14 protein-coding genes are annotated in these 16,369 nt (G+C 71.2%); 7 read left to right on the top strand and 7 right to left on the bottom strand.

The window, feature by feature from the left end; genetic code table 11:
- Positions 1 to 47 precede the first annotated feature (47 nt).
- The 4 genes from rho to hemE all read right to left on the bottom strand — a co-directional run bounded on the left by rho (position 48) and on the right by hemE (position 4,236).
- The gene (rho, locus tag M8231_RS15075; protein ID WP_249749357.1) at positions 48 to 1,460 is read right to left on the bottom strand and encodes a transcription termination factor Rho; all 1,413 of its coding nucleotides are present in this window, start codon (positions 1,458 to 1,460) and stop codon (positions 48 to 50) included.
- Positions 1,461 to 1,682: 222 nt separating this feature from the next.
- Positions 1,683 to 2,150, bottom strand: coding sequence for a CopD family protein (locus tag M8231_RS15070; protein ID WP_250201860.1), 468 nt, complete (start codon positions 2,148 to 2,150; stop codon positions 1,683 to 1,685).
- Complete coding sequence (gene hemH / locus M8231_RS15065; protein WP_250201859.1) at positions 2,147 to 3,205, bottom strand: ferrochelatase; 1,059 nt, start codon at positions 3,203 to 3,205, stop codon at positions 2,147 to 2,149. The genes M8231_RS15070 and hemH overlap by 4 nt, the downstream gene beginning before the upstream one ends.
- Positions 3,202 to 4,236 (bottom strand): uroporphyrinogen decarboxylase, encoded by a 1,035-nt coding sequence (gene hemE, locus M8231_RS15060; RefSeq protein WP_250201858.1) that lies wholly within the window; start codon positions 4,234 to 4,236, stop codon positions 3,202 to 3,204. Before hemE ends, hemH begins: the two co-directional genes overlap by 4 nt.
- Before the next feature lie 440 nt (positions 4,237 to 4,676).
- Here hemE and M8231_RS15055 point away from each other — a divergent pair, with 440 nt between their 5' ends.
- The 5 genes from M8231_RS15055 to dnaQ are packed head-to-tail and all read left to right on the top strand — an operon-like array spanning position 4,677 to position 8,333.
- Positions 4,677 to 5,537, top strand: coding sequence for a pyruvate, water dikinase regulatory protein (locus tag M8231_RS15055; protein WP_249749359.1), 861 nt, complete (start codon positions 4,677 to 4,679; stop codon positions 5,535 to 5,537).
- Positions 5,534 to 6,130, top strand: coding sequence for a Maf family protein (locus M8231_RS15050; RefSeq protein ID WP_287899357.1), 597 nt, complete (start codon positions 5,534 to 5,536; stop codon positions 6,128 to 6,130). Before M8231_RS15055 ends, M8231_RS15050 begins: the two co-directional genes overlap by 4 nt.
- Positions 6,127 to 6,957 carry a shikimate dehydrogenase family protein gene (locus M8231_RS15045; protein ID WP_250201857.1) on the top strand — a complete coding sequence of 277 codons (831 nt, stop codon included), beginning with the start codon at positions 6,127 to 6,129 and terminating at the stop codon, positions 6,955 to 6,957. Before M8231_RS15050 ends, M8231_RS15045 begins: the two co-directional genes overlap by 4 nt.
- A complete protein-coding gene (gene coaE / locus M8231_RS15040; protein WP_250201856.1) occupies positions 6,954 to 7,604 on the top strand; it encodes a dephospho-CoA kinase in 651 nt (216 codons plus the stop codon). The genes M8231_RS15045 and coaE overlap by 4 nt, the downstream gene beginning before the upstream one ends.
- A 6-nt stretch (positions 7,605 to 7,610) precedes the next feature.
- Complete coding sequence (gene dnaQ / locus M8231_RS15035) at positions 7,611 to 8,333, top strand: DNA polymerase III subunit epsilon (RefSeq protein WP_249749361.1); 723 nt, start codon at positions 7,611 to 7,613, stop codon at positions 8,331 to 8,333.
- A 56-nt stretch (positions 8,334 to 8,389) separates the two neighbouring features.
- Here dnaQ and secB read toward each other — a convergent pair whose 3' ends face one another.
- Positions 8,390 to 8,917 carry a protein-export chaperone SecB gene (secB, locus tag M8231_RS15030; protein ID WP_250201855.1) on the bottom strand — a complete coding sequence of 176 codons (528 nt, stop codon included), beginning with the start codon at positions 8,915 to 8,917 and terminating at the stop codon, positions 8,390 to 8,392.
- A 178-nt stretch (positions 8,918 to 9,095) separates the two neighbouring features.
- On the opposite strand from secB, the gene timA reads away from it, so the two are divergent.
- Positions 9,096 to 9,740: a TIM44-related membrane protein TimA gene (gene timA, locus M8231_RS15025; protein WP_250201854.1), complete on the top strand. Its 645-nt coding sequence runs from the start codon at positions 9,096 to 9,098 to the stop codon at positions 9,738 to 9,740.
- Between the two features lie 4 nt (positions 9,741 to 9,744).
- Positions 9,745 to 10,884: an MltA domain-containing protein gene (locus M8231_RS15020; protein ID WP_250201853.1), complete on the top strand. Its 1,140-nt coding sequence runs from the start codon at positions 9,745 to 9,747 to the stop codon at positions 10,882 to 10,884.
- 3 nt (positions 10,885 to 10,887) lie between these two features.
- On the opposite strand, the gene M8231_RS15015 is transcribed toward M8231_RS15020, so the two are convergent.
- A complete protein-coding gene (locus tag M8231_RS15015) occupies positions 10,888 to 11,355 on the bottom strand; it encodes a universal stress protein (protein WP_249749363.1) in 468 nt (155 codons plus the stop codon).
- Positions 11,356 to 11,436: 81 nt separating this feature from the next.
- The gene (locus M8231_RS15010; RefSeq protein ID WP_250201852.1) at positions 11,437 to 16,296 is read right to left on the bottom strand and encodes an NAD-glutamate dehydrogenase; all 4,860 of its coding nucleotides are present in this window, start codon (positions 16,294 to 16,296) and stop codon (positions 11,437 to 11,439) included.
- Positions 16,297 to 16,369: the final 73 nt, after the last annotated feature.

Raw genomic sequence — 16,369 nt, 5'->3', positions numbered from 1 at the left:
CGCTCCGTTTCACGTGAAACAGACAACGCCTGGAGGCGAATGTCGCCTCAGGTGTTCATCGACTGGAAGAAGTCCGCGTTGTTCTTGGACTGGCGCAGCTTGTCGAGCAGGAATTCGATCGCGTCCTGCGGACCCATGGGATTCAGGATGCGGCGCAGGACATAGGTCTTGGCCAGCTGGTCCTTCGGCGTGATCAGGTCTTCCTTGCGGGTGCCGGACTTCAGCACGTCTATGGCCGGGAAGATGCGCTTGTCGGCGACCTTGCGGTCCAGCACGATTTCCGAGTTGCCGGTGCCCTTGAACTCTTCGAAGATCACCTCGTCCATGCGGCTGCCGGTGTCGATCAGGGCCGTGGCGATGATGGTCAGCGACCCGCCCTGCTCCACATTGCGCGCGGCGCCGAAGAAGCGCTTGGGCCGTTGCAGGGCGTTGGCGTCGACGCCGCCGGTCAGGACCTTGCCCGACGACGGGACGGTGGCGTTGTAGGCGCGGCCCAGGCGGGTGATGGAGTCCAGCAGGATCACCACGTCCTTCTTGTGCTCGACCAGGCGCTTGGCCTTTTCGATCACCATCTCGGCGACGGCGACGTGGCGGGTGGCCGGCTCGTCGAAGGTCGAGGCGACGACCTCGCCCTTCACCGTGCGCTGCATGTCGGTGACTTCCTCGGGGCGTTCGTCGATCAGCAGGACGATCAGCGACACCTCGGGATGGTTGGCCTCGATCGACTTGGCGATGTTCTGCAGCATCACCGTCTTGCCGACGCGCGGCGGGGCCACGATCAGGCAGCGCTGTCCCTTGCCCAGGGGGGCGACGATGTCGATGACCCGGCCGGACCGGTCCTTCAGGGTCGGATCCTGGATTTCCATGTGCAGCCGCTCCTCGGGATAGAGGGGCGTCAGGTTGTCGAACAGCACCTTGGTGCGGACCGCCTCGGGGTCCTCGAAGTTGATCGTGTCGACCTTGAGCAGGGCGAAGTAGCGCTCGCCCTCGCGCGGCGCGCGCACGGCGCCGTGGACCGTGTCGCCCGAGCGCAGGCCGAAGCGGCGGATCTGCGAGGGCGAGACATAGATATCGTCCGGCCCCGGAAGATAATTCGCGTCCGGGCTGCGCAGGAAGCCGAAGCCGTCGGGCAGGATTTCCAGCACGCCGTCGGCGATGATCTCGACCTCCTCCTCGGCCAGGGCCTTGAGGATGGCGAACAGCAGGTCCTGCTTGCGCAGGTTCGAGGCGTTCTCGACCTCCAGCTGTTCGGCGAAGGCGACCAGGTCGGCCGGCGTCTTCTCGTTCAGTTCCGCCAAGGTGATGCGGCCGGACGGGACGACGGGATCGCCCTCTTCCTCGTCATCGGCCGTGGTGTCCACGGCGTCGACGTCGCCGGCCTGGTCGGAGGTCAGGTCCAGGGCGGTCTCGTCGGACTCGGCCTCGGGGGAATCGGGAGTGGTGTCGCGGACGTCGGTCATGATGCAGGCTCGCGGTCGCGCGCGCACGAAGGGCCGTGCGGCGGCGGTCGTTCGGGAATGTCTGGCCGGAAGGCCGAAGGGGAGTGCGACGGGCTCCCAGGGCCTGTGGGCCGAGGGCGTCGCCGAAAGAGAGGGACCGCCCGGCGTCCGGACGGCTCGCCGCCAGCGGAACCACAGGCGGCGGCCAAGGTCAAGCGGGGCCTTGTCGTGCGGCGCGGGCGATCAGCCGAAGCGCCACTCGGTCGTGACCGACAGGACCATGACGATGGCCAGCAGGAACGGAATCTCGTTGGTCATGCGCCAGAACCTGCCGGAATATTTCGACGTCCCGGCCGCGATCTTGCGGCGCTGGCCGGCCAGGAAGCCGTGCCAGCCGCTGAGCAGGACCACGCCCGCCAGCTTGGTGATCATCCAAGGCTCGGCCAGGAAGCTCCAGCCGCGCGCCGTGACGTCGATGTGGATCAGCCACAGGCCGAAACCCCAGGCCAGGATCATCGCCGGATTGACGATGATGCGCAGCAGGCGGGTCTGCCAGACGCGCAGCAGGCCCTGCATCTCGCTGCGCAACGGCTCGGGCTTGGCGTTCTGCTCGGCGTCGTAGGCGTATAGGCGCGGCAGGAACAGCATCCCCGCCATCCAGGCGATGACGGCCAGGATATGCAGGCCTCGGGCGAGATCGTAGGCGGTCATGCGGCCCTCTGACGTCGGTGGGGACAGGCTTTCCAGTCGGCCTTGCAGCCGGGGCCGAACGGGGCAACGCCGGTGCGGTCCAGGGCGTCGACCACGGCCTGCGCCAGCGCCTGGATGAAAGGCGGGCGGGCGCCGACGGCCGGCGCCCGCAGATAGGGCGAGACCCCCTCGGCGTGGGCCAGTTCGGCGTATTCGATGTCCAGCTCCACCAGGGTCTCGACGTGTTCGGACACGAAGGCGATGGGGACCACCACCACGCCCCGGCCGTCGCGGCCCGCCTGGCTTATGGCCTCGGGCGTCGACGGCCCCAGCCACTTCATCGGCCCGACGCGGCTCTGATAGCAGACGGCGTGGTCGATCGGCCCGCGCTCGGCCTCGACGGCGGCGACCACGGCGGCGACGGTCGTCTCGACCTGTTCCTGATAGGGATCGCCCTTGGCGCTGACCAGCGTCTCGGGGATGCCGTGGGCCGAGAACAGGACGCGCACGGGCCGGTCCCCCGCCTGGTCCAGCGTCTCGGCCACCCCGCGGGCCTGGGCGGCGATCCAGCCGCCGGCCTGGGGATAGCAGCACACGGCCCGGCTGACGCCCGGCCCGACGTAGGTCTCGTTCCACAGCTTCAGAGACGACTGGGTCGTGGTCGTCGAATACTGCGGATAGAGCGGCAGCAGCACGATCTCGTCCGGGGCGAAGGCCGCGACCTGGGCCGCCGTCTCGGCCGTCATCGGGTTCCAATAGCGCATGGCGATGAAGACGCGCGCCTGGTCGCCCGCCAGCCGGTCGGACAGCACGGCCTGAAGCGCCTCGGCCTGGGCCCGGGTCTCGGGCAGCAGGGGCGAGCCGCCGCCCATCAGCCGATAGTTGGCCTGGGCCGTCGCCTCGCGCCGGCTGGAGATCAGCCGCGCCAGCGGCGTGCGCAGGAGGCCGGGCAGGCCGATGATCGCCGGATCGTTGAACAGGTTGAACAGAAAGGGTTTCACCGCGGCCTGATCGTCCGGCCCGCCCAGATTGAACAGCACCACCGCGACGCGGCGGCCCGGGTCCGCTTCCGTCATTGGGCGCCGATCCGCTTCAGCACCCGCTCGACGTGGTCGATCGGCACGTCCGGCAGGATGCCGTGGCCCAGGTTGAACACCCAGGGCCCCTGCCCCCAGGCCTCCATCAGCTGGTCCACGCGCCGGTCCAGCGCCTCCCCGCCGGCGCGCAGCAGCAGGGGGTCCAGCGCGCCCTGGATGGGCTTGATCGCCTGGACGCGCTTGCCGACCTCCAGCGGACAGGCGGTGTCCAAGGCGACGGCGTCCACCGCCACCTCGGCGGCGTAGCGTTCGGCCAGGGCCGCCGACCCGCGCGGAAAGCCGATCAGCGGAACCGTCACGCCCAGGTCGCGCACGCGCCGCACCAGGGCCTGGTGCGGCCTCAGCACCAGGCGTTCGAACAGGTCGTCGGGCAGGCCCTCGGCCCAGCTCTCGAAGATCTTCAGGACCTGGGCGCCGCTGTCGGCCTGCATCTTCAGGTACCGGGCGCTGGCCTCGACCAGGACCTCCAGCACCGCATCGACCTTTTGCGGCTCCGCATAGGCGTAGGTGCGGGCCTGGGCGCGTTCTCCCTTGCCGATGGTGCGGTGCTCGCCGTCCAGCATATAGGTCGCCACCGTCCAGGGCGCGCCGCAGAAGCCGATCAGGGCGCGTTCGGGCTCCAGCGCGTTGCGCACCAGGGCCAGGGTCTGGCCGACCGGGTGCAGATGCTCGCCCGCCTCGGGCGCCAGTTCGCGCATCCGCCCCACCACCGGCAGCTCGCCCAGACGCGGCCCCTCGCCCGTCTCGAACCAGACGTCCTGGCCCAGCGCGCGCGGGATCAGCAGGATGTCCGCGAAGACGATGGCCGCGTCGAAGCCGAACCGGCGCATCGGCTGCAGCGTCGCCTCGGCGGCCATCTCGGGGTTCAGGCAGAAGGCGATGAAGTCCGGCGCCTGGGCCCGAAGGCGGCGATACTCGGGCAGATACCGGCCCGCCTGGCGCATGAACCAGACCGGAGGCCGGTCCGACGTCTCTCCTCGGAGAGCCTTGATGAGGGCGGGCGTGGTCATGCCGGACGATTAAGGTCACAGCCCCCCGCTCTCAATCCCTAATCAGATTAAGAATTAAAAGATTCGTAGAGGCAGGTAGGGCGGTGGAAAGGCGGGGATGACCGGACCGTCGTCCCCGGAACAAAACCGGATATCCACGCCGCCGGGCGGCGGGCGCCGCAATCTTCCCGACGGGTGTCGATGCGGTGGACAATCCCTAACGAGACCTTAACGGACAAGGGTTCGCGGCCCTTTGCGCCTGTGAACGGGGTTAAGGGCGGTTAACCTCTCGTTAGGATTTTCCACAAGACGGGATGGATCGGTTTTCCGGCGCTGGACGACTCCGCGCCCGGCGCCGGGCGTCGCCCACCGTCATCCCCGCTCGCCCGCGCATCCGTCAGACGCTATGGAGAAGCGTCCCGCCGCGCCCACCGCCTGTCCACAGGGAGTGAACCGACCGCATGAGCCCCTCGCGCGCCCACCGTCTGGCGACCTATTTCCACGTCCACCTGGTGTCGGATTCGACCGGCGAGACGCTGAACGCCATGGCCAAGGCGGTTACGGCCCGCTTCGACGGGGTGATCCCGATCGAGCACATCTACGCCCTGGTCCGCTCGCCCAAACAGATGGACCGGGTGCTGGAAGAGATCGAGGCGGCGCCCGGCGTGGTCCTGCACACCCTGGTCGACCGCGACCTGCGCGAGCAGCTGGAAGAGGGCTGCCGGCGTCTGGACATGCCGCAGATCGGCGCGCTGGATCCGCTGGTGGGCGCCCTGTCGCGCTATCTGGGGGCCGCGCTGTCGACCCGCGTGGGCGCCCAGCACGCGCTGGACCACGACTATTTCAACCGCATCGCGGCGCTGGACTTCGCCATGGCCTATGACGACGGCCAGGGCACGCTGGACCAGCTGGAAGGCGCCGACGTGGTGCTGTGCGGGGTCAGCCGCACGTCCAAGACGCCGACCTGCATCTATCTGGCGCACCGGGGCATCCGCGCGGCCAATGTGCCCCTGGTGCCCGGCCAGGAGGACGGCGAGCGCCTGACGAAGCTGAAGAACCCGCTGGTGATCGGCCTGACCGTCTCGCCCGACCGGCTGGTGCAGATCCGGCGCAACCGCATCGACAGCCTGAACGCCAACCAGTCCTCCACCTACACCGACCAGGACGCCGTCCGCGACGAGACGATCAAGGCGCGACGCGCCTTCGAGCGGCGCGGCTGGCCGACCATCGACGTGACCCGCCGCTCGGTCGAGGAGACGGCGGCCGCCATCGTCAACCTGTTGAGCGAACGCCGGACTAGCCGCGTGGGAGCGGCCTGGTGAGCGGCGAACGCCTGATCCTGGCGTCCAGGAGCGCGGCGCGCCGGGCCATGCTGGAGAACGCCGGCGTGGCGTTCGAGGCGCGCGCGGCCGATGTGGACGAGGCCGCGATCAAGGCGGTCTCGACCGACCTGGACCCCGTCGCCCTGGCGGTTCGGCTGGCCGAGGCCAAGGCCCTGGCGGTGTCGCGCGACGATCCGGACGCCTGGGTGCTGGGCTCGGACCAGACGCTGGCCTTCGACGGCGGCCTGGTGTCCAAGGCGGCCTCTCTGGAGGCGGCGCGGGACCGGCTGAGGGCGATGCGCGGCCGGACCCATACGCTGCATTCGGGCGCGGCCCTGGCGACGAAGGGCCAGGTCGTCTGGTCCGGCGCCGACACCGCACGAATGAAGATGCGCGATGTCTCCGACGCCTTCCTGGAAACCTATCTGGCGGCCGAGGGCGCGGCCCTGCTGTCCTGCGTCGGCGCCTATCGGCTGGAGGGGATGGGATCGCAGCTGTTCGAGGCGGTGGAGGGCGACTTCTTCACCGTCCTGGGCCTGCCGCTGTGGCCGGTGCTGGCCGAGCTGCGTCGGGCCGGGGTGATCGCCTCGTGAGGGCGGGCCGCATCACCGGCGCGGCGGTGACGGGCGGGATCGCCGGCAATCCGGTGGCCCATTCGCTGAGCCCGATCATCCACAACGCCTGGCTGGAGGCCGGCGGGATCGACGCCGCCTATCTGCCGTTCGCGCCGCGCGACGCGGCCGGGTTCGAGGCCCTGGTCGCGGCCGGCCGGGCGGGGATGCTGGCCGGGCTGAACGTCACCGCCCCGTTCAAGGAGCAGGCCTTCGCCCTGGCCGATCAGGCGACGGCGGCGGCGCGGCTGACGCGCTCGGCCAACATCCTGCGCTTCGTCGAGGGGCAAGTGCTGGCCGACAGTTCGGATGGGATCGGCCTGATGCGGGGCCTGGCCGAGCAGGCGCCGGGTCTGGATGTCGCCGGCCGGCCGGTGGTGCTGCTGGGCGCGGGCGGCGCGGCGCGGGCCGGGGCGGGCGCCCTGGTCGAGGCGGGCGCCGAGGTCCGCATCGTCAATCGCTCGCCCGACCGGGCCGAGGCGCTGGCGGCCGACCTGGGACCGTCGGTGCGGGTCATGTCGGGCCAGGCCGCGGCCGACGGCGCGGCGCTGGTGGTCAATGCGCTGAGCGTCCCCCCGGACTTCGACCTGACGCGCCTGCCGGCCGAGGCGGCGGTCATGGACATGACCTACAAGCCCCTGGACACGGCCTTCCTGAAGGCGGCGCGGGCGCGGGGACTGGCCACGGTGGACGGGCTGTCGATGCTGATCGGCCAGGCCGCGCCGTCGTTCGAGGCCATCTTCGGCCGGGCGCCGCCGCCGCTGGATCTGCGCGCCCTGCTGACCGCGCATCTGGAGGCGCGGGCGTGATTCTGCTGGGCCTGACCGGCTCGATCGGCATGGGCAAGTCGACGACGACGGCCATGTTCGCGGATCTGGGCGCGGTGGTGTGGAACGCCGACGACGCCGTGCATCGTCTCTACGCCCCGGGCGGCGCCGCCGTCGGCCCGGTGGGCGAGGCCTTTCCCGGCGCGGTCGTGGACGGAACGGTCGACCGCGTCCGCCTGGCCGAGATCCTGGGTCGCGACGACCAGGCCTTTCGCCGGCTGGAGGCCATCGTCCATCCCCTGGTCGCCCGGGGGCGGATGGCGGACCTAGAGGCCGCACGCGCGGCCGGCGTCCGCCTGGCGGTGCTGGACATCCCCCTGCTGTTCGAGACCGGCGGCGACCGGGCCGTGGACGCGGTGGTGGTCGTGACCGCCGATCCGCAGGTCCAGGCCGAGCGCGTCCTGGCCCGGCCCGGCATGACCCGCGAGCGGTTCGAGGCCATCCTGGCGCGCCAGACGCCGGATGCCGAAAAGCGGGCCCGCGCGGACTTCGTCGTCGACACCGGCCGGGGGCTGGAGGCCGCGCGCGCCGAGGTCGCGGCCATCGTCGAAACCGTGCTGGATCCGGCGTGGATATCTCCGAGGCGCGGCGGCGGCGCCCTTTCGGAAGCGGGCGAAACGCCCCATTAAGGGCGCATGGCCCGCGAGATCGTTCTGGATACGGAAACCACCGGCTTCGACCCGAGGACCGGCGACCGGCTGATCGAGGTCGGCTGCATCGAACTGGTCGATCTGCTGCCGACCGGCCGGACCTTCCACCGCTTCGTCAATCCCGAACGGCTGATCCCGCCCGACGCGATCCGCGTCCACGGCATCACCGACGAGAAGGTCAGGGACGCCCCCAAGTTCCACGAGGTCGTCGACGACCTGATGGACTTCATCGGCGACGCCCAGATGATCGCCCACAATGCGGCCTTCGACCGGAACTTCATCGACTTCGAATACGATCGCTGCGGCCGGGCGATCACCGGCGAGGCGCGCTGGATCGACACGCTGCAGCTGGCCCAGAAGCGGTTTCCGGGGATGCCCAACTCGCTGGACGCCCTGTGCAAGCGCTTCAAGATCTCGCTGGTCGAACGCACCCTGCACGGCGCCCTGATCGACGCCCGTCTGCTGGCCGAGGTCTATCTGGAGCTGAAGGGCGGCAAGGAGCGGGTGCTGGACCTGACCTCGGCGCGGCCGGGATCGGTCGGTGCGGCGGTCGCGGCGGCGACCCATGCGCCGCGCCCCCGTCCGCTGGCGCCGCGCTCCACGCCCGAGGAACGCGCCGCGCACCTGGCCTTCCTGCAGGCCAATCTGAAGGACCACACGCTGTGGGCCGCCCAGGGCGTGACCGTGCCCCAGGACGAAGCGGCCTGAGGGTTGCGATCCTCTCCCTCCCCCGAAGGGGAGGGAGATTCTTTGCGGAGCCCGTCTTACGCCTGGCCGGTCTCGACCGGCTGCTGGGCGATCTGCTGCTGGCGGGCGACGTAGATGGCGGCGAAGTCGATCGGGTCCAGCATGAAGGGCGGATAGAAGCCGCCGTCGGCCGTGGCGCGGCTGATGATCTCGCGCGCATAGGGGAACAGGTAGCGCGGGCATTCGATCAGCAGCAGCGGCTCGATGTCGCGCTCCTGGACGTTGGCCAGCTGGAACAGGCCGCCATAGACCAGTTCGACGTGGAAGACCGGCTTGTCCTCGTGCGCGGCCTTGACCGACAGCTTCAGCTCCAGCTCGAACAGGCCGTCCGGGCGGCCCTGGGCGGCCATTTCGACGCCCAGGTCGATGCCCGGCTTGCCGTCGACGCGCAGGGACTCCGGCGCGCGCGGGTTCTCGAACGACAGGTCCTTGACGTATTGCGCCAGGATGCGGAAGCCGGGGCCGGCGGCCTGGCCCTGTTGCGGTTGCCCGTCCTGGGGCGCGGCGCCGGAGGAGGTGTCGGCGGGCGGAGCGGCGTCGGTCATGAAACGAAATCTTGGCAGGGGCGCCCGATTGGGCCGGGAATGAGGCGGGGCCGATACCACGCCGGGACGCTTGGCCGCAACGTCGGTCGGTCGCGAAGGGGCGCGCTTCGCCTTGCTTCGCCCTATATCACCCCGTAATCGTCACGGGCGCCCGTCGCCCGCCTACAGGAATCCCGCCTTGAACTTTCCGGTCCAGTTCCAGATCGTGGTCTTCGCCGTCATCGCGGCCATCGTCCTGTTCCAGCTCTACAACGTGCTGGGCAAGCGCGTCGGCCGCCAGCCGCAGGAGGACGCGCGCGCCAATCCCCCGGCCGGGCCGACGCCCGAACCGGCCAAGCTGTCGCCGGTCGACGCCGCCGTCATGGCCTCGATCGCCGGGCTGAAGGCGCGTGATCCGGGCTTCGACCCGACCCGCTTCGTCGAAGGCGCCCGCCAGGCCTATGAAACCATCGTCCAGGGCTACGCCTCGGGCGACCGCGCGGCGCTGAAGCCCCTGCTGACGCCCACGGTGATGCGCTCGTTCGAGGCCGGCATCGCGGCGCGCGAGCAGCGCGGCGAGACCGAGGCGGTGGAGTTCCTGTTCCCGCCCCGCGCCGACCTGGAAGGCGCCACCGCCGAGGGCGACAAGGCCGTGGCCAAGGTCCGCTTCCTGGCCGAGCTGCGCAGCCGCGTGACAAAGGCGGACGGCTCCACCGCCGATTCCGCCACCGGCGAGCCGCTGGTGGAGGAGCGCCGCACCGCCGAACACTGGACGTTCGAGCGCAGCCTGGGCGCCTCGGACCCGAACTGGGTCCTGGCGCGGGTCGAGCCGGCCACGGCCTGAGCCGATGACGGCCGCGACCGTCGCCCCGCCCGTCGCCTTGCCTGTCGCCCTGCCTCGCCTGGCCGTCGTCCTGGCCCTGGCCGGGCTGACCCTGGCGGCGTGCGCTACCCGGCCCGCGGCCGTTCCGACGCCGGGGACGTCGCCCGCGACGCCGGTGCGCCCCGGCCCGCCGACGCCGCCCGGCCCGCCCCTGCCGGTCGGCGCCAGCCCCGCCTCCCTGCCCGGCTGGGGCGACGAGGATCATCTGGCGGCGTTTCAGGCCTATGTCGCCGGCTGCGGCGCGGCGCGCGATCCCGCCGGCCGGTCGGTCTGCGCCGAGGCCCGCCGTATGGCCGAGCGCCGGGTCAGCCCATCGGACGCCCGGACCTTCTTCGAGACCCGCTTCTTCGTCTCTCCGGCCGAGACCTCGGACGGCGGGCCGGGGCTGCTGACCTCCTATTTCGCGCCGGAGTACGCCGCGCGCCACAGGCCCGACGGCGAGTTCGACGCCCCCGTCCTGGCCGCCCCGGCCCAGCCGCGATCCGCCGGAAGCCGCACGGCCATCGAGGCCGGCGCCCGGCCGGAGGAGGCCCTGGCGTGGATGCGGGCCGAGGACCTGTTCTTCCTGCAGATCCAGGGCTCGGGCTATCTGACGTTCGAGGACGGGACCAAGGCGCGCGCCGCCTACGCCGCCGACAACGGCCAGACCTTCGTCGGCATCGCCCGGCCGATGGCCGAGCGCGGCCTCCTGCCCCGCAACGGAACCTCGGGCGACGCCATCCGCGCCTGGCTGGCCGAACATCGCGGCGCCGAGGCGCGGGCGGTGATGGCGCTGAACCCGCGCTACATCTTCTTCCGGCTGGACCCCGACGACGGCGGCGACCCGGCCGGGGCGGCGGGCGTGCCGCTGACGGCGCGGCGCGCCATCGCCGTCGATCCGGCCAATTGGCGCTATGGAGAACTGGCCTGGGTCGAGGCCGACGGCGGAAACCTGCGCGGGGCCAGCGCCAGCTATCGCGGCCTGGTGATGGCCCTGGACACCGGATCGGCCATCAAGGGGCCGGTCAGGGCCGACCTCTACATGGGCCGGGGCGACGTCGCCGGCGCCGAGGCGGGCACGGTGCGCCATCCCTTGCGGATGTGGCGGCTGGTGCCGAGGGGCTGAGCCTCAGGCCAGGTCCTCGATCTCGGCTTCGGTCAGCTCGCCCGGAACGATGGTGACGGGCAGTTTGCGGCCGCCCAGCTGGGCGCCGTGCTTGATGATGGCCTGAACCAGCGGCCCCGGCCCGCGTGAACCGTTTCCGGCCGCCAGGACCAGGATCTTGATCTCGGGGTCGTCGCCGACGACCTTCTTGATGGCGGCCGGCGCCTCGCCGAATTCGATCAGGAAGACGGGCGCGGCGCCCGACCGTTCGGCCGCCTCCGCCGCGACGCGGTTCAGGAGGGCCTCCGCCTCCTCGCGCTGCTGACGCTCGATCTCCTCGCGCGCGCCGGACCAGTGGGCGTCGGTGTTGGGCGGGATGACGCGCAACAGGACCACGCGTCCGCCGGTCGAGCGGGCCCGGCGGCTGGCGAAGCGCAGGGCGGCGTCGAACTCGGGGCTGTCGTCGACGACGACCAGGAATTTTCTCGGCATCGGGGCCTCCCCTGCCCTTCTCAAGCCCACAAGAGCGACCGGACGCGGGCGCCGTCAAGACGCCCGCGCCCGCAGGCGCCGTCAGCGCGTCGCGACGGCGGCGCCGGCCAGGTCGCGGATGGTGGCGTTGGCGATGGTCAGCTTGGCGAAGGTCCAGCCCGAGCCGGACTGTTCGATCTCGTCCACCGAGGCGCGAACGCCCTCGACCACCGACAGGCGCGGCCCGATCCAGGCGTCGACGGCGGCCTCGGCCGTCTCCTCGCTGGCGCCGACCGAGGGGTCGGAGGCCCTGGCCACCGCGCGGGTCAGCACGGACTGCTCGTTCATCAGGTCCTCGATCAGGCGGCGCACCGCCAGGCGATCGAAATGGTCGGCCGACGGGATGGAGCCCGCCGCCGCGCGCAGCCGGTCGAAGTCGAAGGCGGCGCCGACCTGGTGATACAGGCGCGCCATCGCCGCCACGGGCCAGTTCGCCTCCGCCGCCAGGTCGCCGATGTCGGCGGCGGCCACCAGCGGGCGCATGATCGAGATGGAGCGGGTCAGCTCCTCCGGCGCGCCGTGGTCGGCGAAGCGGCGCACGCGGTCCTCCAGCCGGCCCTGTTCGAAGCGCGACAGCACGCCCTGGCCCTCGGTCTGCAGCGCGTCGGCCACGGGGCGATAGCGGTCGATCAGGGCCTGGACCGACTGGCCCGCCTTGGCCCGGCGCGCCAGCCAGAAGGTCTGGCGGCGCAGGACGACGGCGATCTCCTGATACAGGGCGGTCTGGGCCTCGGCCGAAATCTTCAGGTCCAGGGCCGAGACGGCGTCCCAGGCCTGGTCTAGGCGGAACACGCGCCGCGCCGCCTCGAAGGCGATGATCAGGGCGGTGGTGTCGCATTCCGCCGAGCCGCGCAGACGGTCGGGAAAGGTCGGGCCGCACATGTTGACGACCTCGTTCGACAGGACGGTGGCGATGATCTCGCGCCGCAGCCTGTGGCTCTTCATCTCCGGCTCGAACCGGGCCAGCGGCTCGGGGAAGTAGCGGACCAGGATCTGTTCGAAGAAGGGATCCTCGGGCGCGGCCGAGGCGACGATGTCGTCCGACAGCTCCAGCTTGGCGTAGGCGGTCAGCACCGCCAGCTCCGGCCGGGCCAGCGGAACGCCGGCCGTCATCATTTCCTTGACGCGGGCGTCGCCCGGCAGGCCCTCGACCTTGCGGTCCAGCTTTCCCTTGGCCGACAGGGCCTGCATGAAGCGCTGCTGGGAATCCAGCGCCTTGACCCCCTCGGCCTGCTGCAGCGTCAGGGCCAGGGTCTGGTCGTAGTTGTGGGCCAGGACCTTGCGTCCGACCTCTTCGGTCATGGAGGCCAGAAGCGGCGCGCGGTCGTCGGCGGGCAGGACGCCGTTGGTCACGGCCGAGCCGACCAGGATCTTGATGTTGACCTCGTGGTCGGAAGTGTCGACCCCGGCGGAGTTGTCGATGGCGTCGGTGTTGATGCGTCCGCCGTTCTGGCCGAACAGGATGCGGCCGGCCTGGGTGAAGCCCAGGTTGGCCCCCTCGCCCACCACCTGGACCCGCAGCTCGTCGGCGTTGATGCGGACGGCGTCGTTGGCCTTGTCGCCGACCTGGACGTCGGTTTCGGCCGGCGCCTTCACATAGGTGCCGATGCCGCCGAGATAGAGCAGTTCGGCCGGCGCCTTCAGGATGGCGCGGATCAGGCTGATCGGGTCCAGCACGTCGTCGGTGATGTCCAGCGCCGCCTTGATCTGGGGCGTCAGCTGGATCGACTTGGTCGCGCGCGAGAAGACGCCGCCGCCTTCCGAGATCAGGCTCTTGTCGTAGTCCTGCCAGGACGAGCGCGGCAGGTCGAACAGCCGCTTGCGCTCGGCCCAGCTGGTCGCCGGATCCGGGGCGGGGTCGATGAAGATGTCGCGGTGGTCGAAGGCGGCGACCAGCCGGGTGGCCTGGGACAGCAGGGCGCCGTTGCCGAAGACGTCGCCGGACATGTCGCCGACGCCGACCATGGTGAAGGGCTGGGTCTGGATGTCCTTGCCCATCTCGCGGAAGTGGCGCTTGACCGCTTCCCAGGCGCCGCGGGCGGTGATGCCCATGCCCTTGTGGTCGTAGCCGATCGAGCCGCCCGAGGCGAAGGCGTCGCCCAGCCAGAAGCCGTAAGACGCCGAGACGCCGTTGGCGATGTCCGAGAAGGTGGCCGTGCCCTTGTCGGCGGCGACGACCAGATAGGGATCGTCGTCCTCCCAGGCGATCACGTGCGGCGGCCGGACCACCGAACCGTCGGCGACGATGTTGTCGGTCAGGTCCAGGAGGCCCGACAGGAAGGTCTTGTAGGCGCGGATGGCCTCGGCCTGCACGGCCTCGCGGTCGCCCGTGCGCGGCAGGCATTTCGGATAGAAGCCGCCCTTGGAGCCGACGGGCACGATGACGGCGTTCTTGACCTGCTGGGCCTTGACCAGGCCCAGGACCTCGGTGCGGAAGTCGTCGCGCCGGTCGGACCAGCGCAGGCCCCCGCGCGCCACGGGTCCGAAGCGCAGGTGCACCCCCTCGACGTGCGGCGCCCAGACGAAGATCTCGCGATAGGGCTTGGGCAGGGGCAGGTCCTCAAGCTCGCGCGAGGCGATCTTGATGGAGATGTAGCTCTTGGGATCGCCGTCGGCGTCGACCTGGAAATAGTTGGTGCGCTTGATCGCACCGATCAGGGCGGCCAGGCGGCGCAGCGCCCGGTCGTGGTCCAGGCTCTTCACGTCCTGCAGCAGGGCGTTGATCCGGTCGTTCAGTTCGGCGACCGGGGCCTGGCGCGTGTCGGCGGCCGCCTCGCCCTCGAACTTGGCGCGGAACAGGGCGACCAGGGCGCGCGAGATGTCGGGATATTCGCGCAGCGCCTCTTCCTGTACCGCCTGGGACGGGTCGAGGCCCGTCTGCTGGCGATAGCGGGCCAAAGTGCGGACCAGGGCGGCCTCGCGCCAGGTCACGCCCAGCTCGACCACCAGGCGGTTGAAGCCGTCGCTCTCGGTCCGGCCGGTCCAGACGGCGGCGAAGGCGGCCTCGAACGGCGCCTTGACGTCGGCGAAATCCAGGGCCTCGCCGCGCGGGTCCTCCAGCAGGAATTCATGGACGTGGATCTCGGCCTCGCCCAGCGGACGGATCGGATAGCCGTATTCCTCCAGCGTCTTCAGCCCCATGTCGGCCAGGATCGGCAGGACGTCGGACAGGGGCACGGTCGGGCCGCGGCGGTACAGTTTGAAGCGGAACTGCAGCGGGCTGTCGTTCGGGTCGCGGAAGGCGCGCACCGCCACCGCCTCGCCCGCGCCGGGCCGGCCGTCGGCGTTCAGCCGGTCGATCTCGTCGAGGTCGCGCACCGCCTCGTCGGCGTCGTAGCGGTCGCGATAGGCGGCGCCGAAGGCGCGGGCCCAGCGGGCGCTGAGCGGGCCCACGGCGACATCGTCCACGTCGGCGCGGCGGAGCGCGCTCTCGAACCGCTCCATCCAGCCGCGCCCGGCCTCGGCCACGTCGGCCTCAAGCTGGGCCAGGTCGGGCGTCGGGTGTTCGCCCGGCTCGACGCCGATGATGAAGTGCACGCGCGTCAGGGGCGCGTCGGACAGCTGCGGATACCAGGCCGAGATGCGGCCGCCCCAGGCGCGGGCCAGGATCTGGCCGATCCGCTCGCGCACCGAGACGTCGTAGCGTTCGCGCGGCACGAACAGCAGCACCGAGACGAAGCGGTCGAACGGGTCCTGTCGGGTGAAGATGCGGATGCGCGGCCGGTCGTAGAGGTGCAGCACGCCCAGGGCGATCGACAGCAGCTCGTCTTCGGAGATCTGGAAGAGCTCGTCGCGGGGATAGTTCTCCAGGATGTTCTTCAGCCGCTTTTCGTTGTGGCTGCCGGGCGCCTTGTCGGCGCGGGCCAGGGCGTTGGCGACCTTGCGCCGGACCAGCGGCACGTCCGAGGCGACGCGGTCGTAGGCCTCGGCGGTGAACAGGCCCACGAAGCGGGTCTCGCCCGCCGCCTTGCCGTCCGGCCCGTACCGCTTGACCCCGATGTAGTCCATGTAGGCGCGGCGGTGGACGCGCGAGCGCAGATTGGCCTTGGCCACGGTGACCGGCTCGGACAGGTCCAGCTGGCGGCGCATCTGCTTGGTCAGGACCGCCGGCTCCGACGCGCGGCGCAGCACCCGCTGCTCGGGGTCGCGCAGCACGCCCAGGCCTTCGCCCGCCTGGCTCAGCGGGGCCTCGGCCTCGTAGTCGCCGTCAGCCGAGCGCGGATAGTCGTAGTCGCGCGCGCCCAGGAAGACGAAATGATCGCTCTTGAGCCAGCGCAGGAACTCCAGGGTCTCGGTCTGGACCTGGGGGTCGACGCCGGCGGGAGGCGTGGCCTCCAGCTGCTCGACCGAGCGGCGCATCAGGGCCAGCATCTCGGCGTGATCGGCGACGGCGGCGTGGACGTCGGCCAGGGTGGCCGCCAGGTTCTCGCCCAGGGCGTCGCGCCGCTCCTGCGGCACGCCGTCGATGACCAGGATGATGACCGACAGCCGCCGCGCGTCGCAGTCGACGACGGGGTGATAGAGGGCGCGAACCGACACCCCGGCCTCGGCCAGGGCGCCCATGACGCTGTCGACCAGGAAGGGCGCGTCGGGCTGGACGATGCGCACCAGGTCGTAGCCCAGCGGCTGGCCGTCGGCCCCCTGCAGCGGGCCGACCGTGATCACGGGGGCGGCGCCGGACGCGTAATCCTGGGCGGCGCGCCACGAGGCGACTAGCAGGGCGGCCAGATCGTCGCCGCCCAGTTCGGGCGTCTCGTCGGCGGCGTAGTCCTCGTGCGCCTGGGCGATGAACGACCGCTCGGCGGCGCCGGGGCCGGTTCCTGAAATCCGCGCGAAGGCCGCCTCCAGCGCGGCCGGGGTGATCGGCTGAACCGGGACGGGGCGCGGATCGGGGGCGGTCATGGAGATTCGGTCTCTGACGACGCGGCGCGGAGGGGGCCGCATCCGATTGACTAGGCCAGGTCCGGTCGCGCGG

Source organism: Brevundimonas albigilva (assembly GCF_023573565.1).
GTDB lineage: Bacteria > Pseudomonadota > Alphaproteobacteria > Caulobacterales > Caulobacteraceae > Brevundimonas > Brevundimonas albigilva.
This window is presented reverse-complemented; position numbering and strand designations above follow the sequence as displayed.

Coding starts and splice junctions, on each gene's coding strand:
- hemH (WP_250201859.1), bottom strand. CDS start 3,205: ATGACGGAAGCGGACCCGGGCCGCCGCGTCGCGGTGGTGCTGTTCAAT.
- M8231_RS15015 (WP_249749363.1), bottom strand. CDS start 11,355: ATGCCGAGAAAATTCCTGGTCGTCGTCGACGACAGCCCCGAGTTCGAC.
- dnaQ (WP_249749361.1), top strand. CDS start 7,611: ATGGCCCGCGAGATCGTTCTGGATACGGAAACCACCGGCTTCGACCCG.
- M8231_RS15055 (WP_249749359.1), top strand. CDS start 4,677: ATGAGCCCCTCGCGCGCCCACCGTCTGGCGACCTATTTCCACGTCCAC.
- secB (WP_250201855.1), bottom strand. CDS start 8,917: ATGACCGACGCCGCTCCGCCCGCCGACACCTCCTCCGGCGCCGCGCCC.
- hemE (WP_250201858.1), bottom strand. CDS start 4,236: ATGACCACGCCCGCCCTCATCAAGGCTCTCCGAGGAGAGACGTCGGAC.
- rho (WP_249749357.1), bottom strand. CDS start 1,460: ATGACCGACGTCCGCGACACCACTCCCGATTCCCCCGAGGCCGAGTCC.
- M8231_RS15010 (WP_250201852.1), bottom strand. CDS start 16,296: ATGACCGCCCCCGATCCGCGCCCCGTCCCGGTTCAGCCGATCACCCCG.
- M8231_RS15020 (WP_250201853.1), top strand. CDS start 9,745: ATGACGGCCGCGACCGTCGCCCCGCCCGTCGCCTTGCCTGTCGCCCTG.
- M8231_RS15070 (WP_250201860.1), bottom strand. CDS start 2,150: ATGACCGCCTACGATCTCGCCCGAGGCCTGCATATCCTGGCCGTCATC.